General features: G+C 68.7%; 7 protein-coding genes. All 7 read left to right on the forward strand.

Annotated elements, in window-relative coordinates; genetic code table 11:
* Positions 1–13 precede the first annotated feature (13 nt).
* Complete coding sequence (locus AB0L53_RS41925; RefSeq protein WP_364006843.1) at positions 14–1,000, forward strand: ABC transporter permease; 987 nt, start codon at positions 14–16, stop codon at positions 998–1,000.
* Between the two features lie 3 nt (positions 1,001–1,003).
* Positions 1,004–1,894, forward strand: coding sequence for an ABC transporter permease (locus AB0L53_RS41930; RefSeq protein ID WP_364006846.1), 891 nt, complete (start codon positions 1,004–1,006; stop codon positions 1,892–1,894).
* Complete coding sequence (locus AB0L53_RS41935) at positions 1,891–2,925, forward strand: ABC transporter ATP-binding protein (protein ID WP_364006848.1); 1,035 nt, start codon at positions 1,891–1,893, stop codon at positions 2,923–2,925. Before AB0L53_RS41930 ends, AB0L53_RS41935 begins: the two co-directional genes overlap by 4 nt.
* Positions 2,922–3,845: an oligopeptide/dipeptide ABC transporter ATP-binding protein gene (locus AB0L53_RS41940; RefSeq protein WP_364006851.1), complete on the forward strand. Its 924-nt coding sequence runs from the start codon at positions 2,922–2,924 to the stop codon at positions 3,843–3,845. The genes AB0L53_RS41935 and AB0L53_RS41940 overlap by 4 nt, the downstream gene beginning before the upstream one ends.
* Positions 3,846–3,888: 43 nt before the next feature.
* Complete coding sequence (locus AB0L53_RS41945) at positions 3,889–5,235, forward strand: glycoside hydrolase family 28 protein (RefSeq protein WP_364006854.1); 1,347 nt, start codon at positions 3,889–3,891, stop codon at positions 5,233–5,235.
* 113 nt (positions 5,236–5,348) lie between these two features.
* Complete coding sequence (locus AB0L53_RS41950) at positions 5,349–5,756, forward strand: Gfo/Idh/MocA family oxidoreductase (protein WP_364006857.1); 408 nt, start codon at positions 5,349–5,351, stop codon at positions 5,754–5,756.
* Between the two features lie 239 nt (positions 5,757–5,995).
* Positions 5,996–6,637, forward strand: coding sequence for a hypothetical protein (locus tag AB0L53_RS41955; protein WP_364006860.1), 642 nt, complete (start codon positions 5,996–5,998; stop codon positions 6,635–6,637).
* Positions 6,638–6,644: the final 7 nt, after the last annotated feature.

Here is a 6,644-nt window from a genome sequence, read left to right on the forward strand (position 1 = left end):
TCCCGGAGAGACCATGTCATATTTCTGGCGCAAGCTCGCCTTCTACGGGGTGGCGCTGTGGGCGGCGCTCACGATCAACTTCCTCATCCCCCGCCTGATCAGGGGCAACCCGGTCGACATCATCATGGGCCGCTTCCAGACGGGCCAGCCACCGCCCGCGGAGTTCCGCCGCACCCTGGAGATCATGCTGGGCGTCTCCGACGCCCCGCTGTGGGAGCAGTACCTGGCCTATCTGCGCAACCTGCTCCGGGGCGAGTTCGGGCAGTCGGTCACTTACTACCCCGCCTCCGTCGTCTCGGTGATCGGGCAGGCGATGCCTTGGACGCTGGGCCTGGTGTCCATCTCGCTGATCCTCACGGTGATGTTCGGCGTGGGCCTGGGCATGCTCGCCGGCTGGCGGCGCGGCAGCCGGCTGGACTCCCTGATCCCCGCCACGACCTTCCTCGCGGCGATCCCGTACTTCTGGCTCGCCATGTTCCTGCTGTTCCTGCTCGGCGGGACACTCGGTTGGTTCCCGGTCAACGGCGCCTACGACTACGAGCACGTCCGGATGGGCTTCAGCGGCGCCTTCCTCTCCAGCGTCCTGTATCACGGCACGTTGCCCGCGCTCACACTGGTGATCTCCGGCATCGCCTCGTGGTTGCTCGGCATGCGCAACATGATGGTCTCCACCATGGCGGAGGACTATGTGATCATGGCCCGGGCCAAAGGTCTGCGCCCGCGACGGGTGATGCTGTCCTACGCCGCCCGCAACGCCGTCCTGCCGAGCGTGACCGGATTCGCCATCGCCCTCGGCTTCTTCGTCGGCGGGCAGGTCGCCACCGAGGTGGTCTTCTCGTATCCGGGAGTCGGTTTCGCGCTGCTGCAGGCGGTCGGCAACGCCGACTACCCGCTCATGCAGGGCATCTTCCTCATGATCTCCTTCGCGGTGCTGGCCGCGAACCTCCTGGTCGACCTGCTGTACGGGTTGATCGACCCCCGCGTCCGTAAGGCGGCGTGAACCATGACGACCACACTCCTCCCCGTGGGCGAGGCGCAGGGCCGGCCCACGAAACGGGACCGCATCCTGGGCCTGCCGAAGTCGGGCAAGCTGATCATCGGTCTGTCGATCGTCGGCTTCTTCGCCGTGGTCGCCATCGTCGGGCCGATGGTGGCCGGCGACCCGGAGGCGATGGTCGGCGGCCGAGTGGAGCCGCCGTCCGCCGCCGCCTGGCTCGGCACCACCGACACCGGTCAAAGCGTCCTCGACCAGCTCCTCTATGCCACGCGCGACTCGATGCTGATCGGCTTCAGCGTGGGGCTGCTCGGCACTGCGGTGTCGCTGGCCTTCGGCGTCACCAGCGGTTACGTCGGAGGCTGGCTCGACGAGGCGCTCTCGCTGTTGAGCAACGTCGCCCTGGTCATCCCCGCCATACCGCTGCTCATCCTCATCGCCGACTACGTCGACGGCGGCGGCCCGCTGATGATCGCCCTGATCATCGCCGCGATCAGCTGGGCCGGACCGGCCAGGGTGATCCGCTCCCAGACGATGTCCCTGCGCAACCGCGAGTACGTGGATGCCGCCCGGGTGAGCGGCGAACCCGGCTGGCGCATCATGATCGTGCAGATTCTGCCCAACCTCGTCCCCCTCATCGCCTCAGGACTCGTATGGGGCGTCATCGGCGGCGTGCTGACCGAGTCCGGCCTGTCCGCCCTCGGGGTCGGCGGAGGCTACGCCACCACCTGGGGCAGCATGCTCTACTTCGCCCAGAACGGATATGCCCTCTCGCTCGGCGCCTGGTGGTGGTTCGTGCCGCCGGGCATGTGCATCGCCGTACTCGGCACCGGCCTGTCCCTGATCAACTTCAGCATCGACGAGCTCATGAACCCTCGTCTCAGGAAGGCGGCCTCGTGAGCGATCCCGTCCTGTCCATCCGGAACCTGAACGTCGGTTACGGCGAAAGCGTGCACGCCGTCCGCGACGTAAGCCTGGAGCTGGAACGCGGCCACGTACTCGGCGTCGCGGGGGAAAGCGGCTGCGGCAAGTCCACCCTGGCCTACGCCGTCAATCGGCTGCTCCAGCCGCCTGGAAAGATCATCTCCGGCAGCGTCACCTTCCACCCCAAGGACGGCGCGCCGGTGGACGTGCTGGCGCTGGAGGGCGAGAACCTGCGCACCTTCCGCTGGCGCCGCATCGCCATGGTGTTCCAGAGCGCGATGAACACCCTCAACCCCGTGCTCACCATCCGACGCCAGCTCGGCGACGTGCTCAGCACGCACCAGCCGTCCATGTCCAGACGGCAGCGCGAGGAGCGCTCCCGCGAGCTGCTGCACCTGGTCGGCATCGACGCGCGGCGCATCGGCTCCTACCCCCACGAGCTGTCCGGCGGCATGAGGCAACGCGTACTGATCGCCATGGCGCTGGCGCTCAACCCGGACGTCGTCGTCCTCGACGAGCCCACCACCGCGCTCGACGTGGTGGTCCAGCGCGACATCCTCACGGAGATCGACCGGCTGCGCGAGGTCTTCGGATTCGCGGTCATCTTCATCACTCACGACCTGTCGCTGCTGCTGGAGATCAGCGACCACCTCGCCATCATGTACGGCGGCAGGGTCGTCGAGTACGCCCGGGCCCGGGACATCCTGAACGAGCCTCGCCACCCCTACACCATCGGGCTGCTCAACTCCTTCCCCAGCCTGCGCGGGCAACGGCAGGCCTTGCACGGTATCCCCGGCAGCCCGCCCGACCTGTCCCGGACATCGCCTGGGTGCTCCTTCGCGCCGCGTTGCCCGTACGCCTTCGCCGCCTGCCACGAGGCGTGGCCCCAGCTCGCCCTCGTCCAGGAAGCCCAGGTCGCGTGCCTGCAGTACGACCCCGCGCACAACGGCGGCGAACCGGACAAGCACCTGCTGGAACGGCGCTTCGAGGCCAAGGTGAGCCCATGACGACGATGACCGTCCGCCATCTGTCCAAGCACTTCATCCTCAAGGAAGGGCGACGCAAACAGGTCTTGAAGGCGGTCGACGACGTGTCCTTCACCCTGGCCTCCGGCCGCACCACCGCGCTGGTCGGCGAGAGCGGCAGTGGCAAGTCGTCCATCGCCCGCATGCTGGCCGGGCTGGCCAGGCCCACATCGGGCGAGATCCAGCTCGACGACCTCCCGATCAAGACCAGCAGGATCTACCGCAGGTACGTTCAGATGGTCTTCCAGGACCCCTACGGCTCGCTGAACCCCGCCCACACGGTCGGCTACCACCTGCGCCGCCCCCTGCAGATCCACAAGATCGCGGGCACCGCCGAGGAACTGCTGGAACGGGTCTGCCTGCCGGCGTCGTTCGCTGGCCGGTATCCACACGAGCTGTCCGGCGGGCAGCGCCAGCGCGTCGCCATCGCCCGGGCGCTCGCCCCCAGGCCGAAAGTCCTGCTGGCCGACGAGCCCGTCTCCATGCTCGATGTGTCCATCCGGCTGGAGATCCTCAACCTCATCGACCGGCTCAAGCGGGAGGAGGACCTGGCCGTGCTGTACGTGACCCACGACCTCGCCACCGCCCGGCACTTCGCGCACGACCTCATGGTGATGTACCGCGGCCAGATCGTGGAAAGCGGATCGGCCGACGAGGTCATCCTCTCTCCCGCGCACCCCTACACCCGGCTGCTGGCCGACGCCGCGCCCGACCCCTGGGCCGTGCACGCCGGCACGCGCCGGGACGTTGCCACGCGGCGGGACGGCGCGGACGTCACCAGCGGCTGCCTGTTCCGGCCCCGCTGCCCGCACGCGGGCGCGGCCTGCGAGCACGAGGTTCCCGTCTTCGGCGGCCAGCGCCGCGTCCGATGCGTCCTGCACGAGCATGCATCGGCCACCTGACCACCCCCTGACCACCAACTTGATCATCAGGAAGGACACCAGCGTGACCAGCTACGACATCAGACGCTACGGAGCCGTCGGAGACGGCACCACCAACGACGCCAAGGCCATCCAGGAGGCGATCGACGCGTGTGCCGCCGCCGGCGGCGGCACAGTGCTCGTGCCTGCCGGCGCCGTGTACATGACGGGCTCGATCGTGCTGAAGGACTTCGTGGAGCTGCATGTCGAGCGCGGCGCCACGCTGGCCGGCAGCGCGAACCCCGACGACTACACCGAGCGCCGCGACGTCACTGCGCTGTCCGGCGGCATACTGCAGGACTGGGCGGGGCAATCGCTTGTCCTCATCGCCGCGCACGGCGCCAGGAACATCGCCATCACGGGCGCGGGCACGATCGACGGAGCCGGCCGGCACTTCATCGAGGAGGACCTCGGCTATATCTACCGCTGCCCTGTCGCCCGCCCGTTCACGGTCTTCCTCACCGGCTGTATCGGCGTCACCATCCGCGAGGTGAACCTGCGCGACCCCGCGCTGTGGTGCCTCCGGCTGACCGGCTGCGAGGACGTGCTGATCACCGGGATCACCATCAAGTCCGACCTCAAGCATCCCAACGCCGACGGCATCGACCTGGATCGGTCGAAGCGCGTGCGGATCAGCGACTGCGAAATCTCCTGCGGCGACGACGCCATCTCGCTGAAGACCTGTGACGAGTTCCCCGAGTACGGCACCACCGAGGACGTGGTCATCACCAACTGCACGCTCCAGTCCACCTCCAGCGGGGTGGTGGTCGGCGTCGACTGCGTGGCCGACATCCGCAACGTGATCGTCTCCAACTGCGTCATCCGCTCTTCCCACCGAGGCCTGTCGGTCAGCCTCGCCCAGGAGGGCAACTTCGAGAACATCCTGTTCACCGACTGCATCGTGGAGACCCGGCTGTTCGACACCGGCTGGTGGGGGCGCGGCGAGCCGATCGTGGTCAAGGCGTTCCCGTGGCACGACCGGGTCGGCACGATCCGCAACGTCCGCTTCCGCAACATCCTGGCACGCTCGGAGAACGGCGCGTACATCGCCGCCGAGCGGCCCGGCCTGATTTCCGGCGTGGTCCTCGAAGGAGTGCGGATCGAGCTGGCCCGATGGTCGAAGTGGCCCGGCGGTGAGCTGGACCGGCGCCCCTACGGCCAGGGCCAGGAGATCGTCGCCCATCCCACCTCGGGCGTCCACGTCGACACCGCCTCCGACGTCACGCTCCGCGACTGCGAGATCGTCTGGGGCGACCGGCCGGACCATTTCGCGCATGCCGTCGAGGCGATCCGCGCCGATGGCCTCGTCATAGAGGGCCTGCGCGGCGAGGCCGCCCACCCCGACCGCTACGAAGCCGTCCGCCGGGCCTGACCCCGGCCGCGAGAAGGATGAGGGAGATGCAGGCACGCAAGATGGCGCTCCTCGGCGCGGGCGGCATAGCGCAGGGCAGCCACATGCCGGCCCCGCGAGCGTAGGGTGGCAGGGTGTCGATCGTCGCCGTGGCCGACATGGACGCGGAACGAGCCAGGCGCTTCGCGGTCGCATGGCACATCCCCGCGCGCTACGACCGGCTCGACGCCCTGCTCGCGGCCGAGCGGCCCGACCTGCTGGTCGTGCGCACCCCGCCCGGCTACCATGTCGAGGCCATTCACGCGGGCTGGCGGAACGGCGCCTGGTCTGGTGCGAGAAACCGCCCGCCCTGCCGCTGGCCGGTTACGACGAGGCGGCGCGGGGAGAACGCGACGAAGGCCCGTTCGTCTTCTACGTCTTCCAGCAACGGTTCGGTGGAAGATGTCGCCGGCGACGGCGATGAAGCCGTCGCGGCGGACGTTGCGCTGCACCTCGACTGGCTGGCCGACCGGGACGACCTGATGGCCGCCGGTCCTTGCTAGCGCGGGCGGTGCCGGCGGCGGCCCGGCCGGGCGGGCGCCGCGCATGGCCAGCTGGTGCAGATGGTCGGCCGATAGGCGGGAGGCCAGCGTCTTGAGGTGCTGGCCGTCGACCGATAGGTGAATGCTGCGCTGGTCGGCCCAGACGGTGATGTTATCTTTGGTGACTCTCAGTCGTGCGGCAAGTACTTCAAGTAGTGTGAGCGGCTACTTGGCGCACAGTATCTGGGGGTCCGTACGGCATGTTGGGCAGGTCAGGCGTGGCCGAGCGGCACTACCGGGCTGAACGAGCGGTGGCCGCCGATGAGTCGGTGTCGTGGGTGGTGGTCGACGAGAATCTCGAGTTGCATGTCGAGGCGTGTGCGTACCTGGCGGGGCTGCGCGGGGCGGGGCGGGCGTTCAACACCGAGAAGACGTACGCGGGCCGGATCGCTGTGTACTTGTTGTACTGCCGAGGTCATGGGCTGGACTGGGCCGGCCCGAGCCTTCCGCAGCTGATGGCGATGATGCGCTGGCTGGTGGAGGAGCCGATGCCGTCGCGTTCACGCAAGCCGGGCGCCGCGGTGCGGTATCGCAGCGAGGGCACCGCGAACGCGATCATGGGGACCGTCGGGGAGTTCCTGTCGTGGTGCAGCCTGCAGGGCTGGGTGCCGCCGACGGTGGTCAACACGCTCACTCAGCCGAAGTTCCTGCGCTACCTGCCGGCGGGGTTCGACCCGGGCGAGGACGGCCAGCACCGCACGATCATGGCCCGCACGATCAAGTACAGGGTCGCGATCCCGGGCTATGAGTGGCTCGGGTCTTCGTCACCCGCTACATGCGCCAGGGCCTGGGCGATGAGTTCGGCGCCCGCGACGCAATGTCCGCCGCCCGCACCGCGATGACCGCGAT

Origin of the sequence: Nonomuraea sp. NPDC052129 (genome assembly GCF_040680095.1) — a bacterium.
GTDB lineage: Bacteria > Actinomycetota > Actinomycetes > Streptosporangiales > Streptosporangiaceae > Nonomuraea.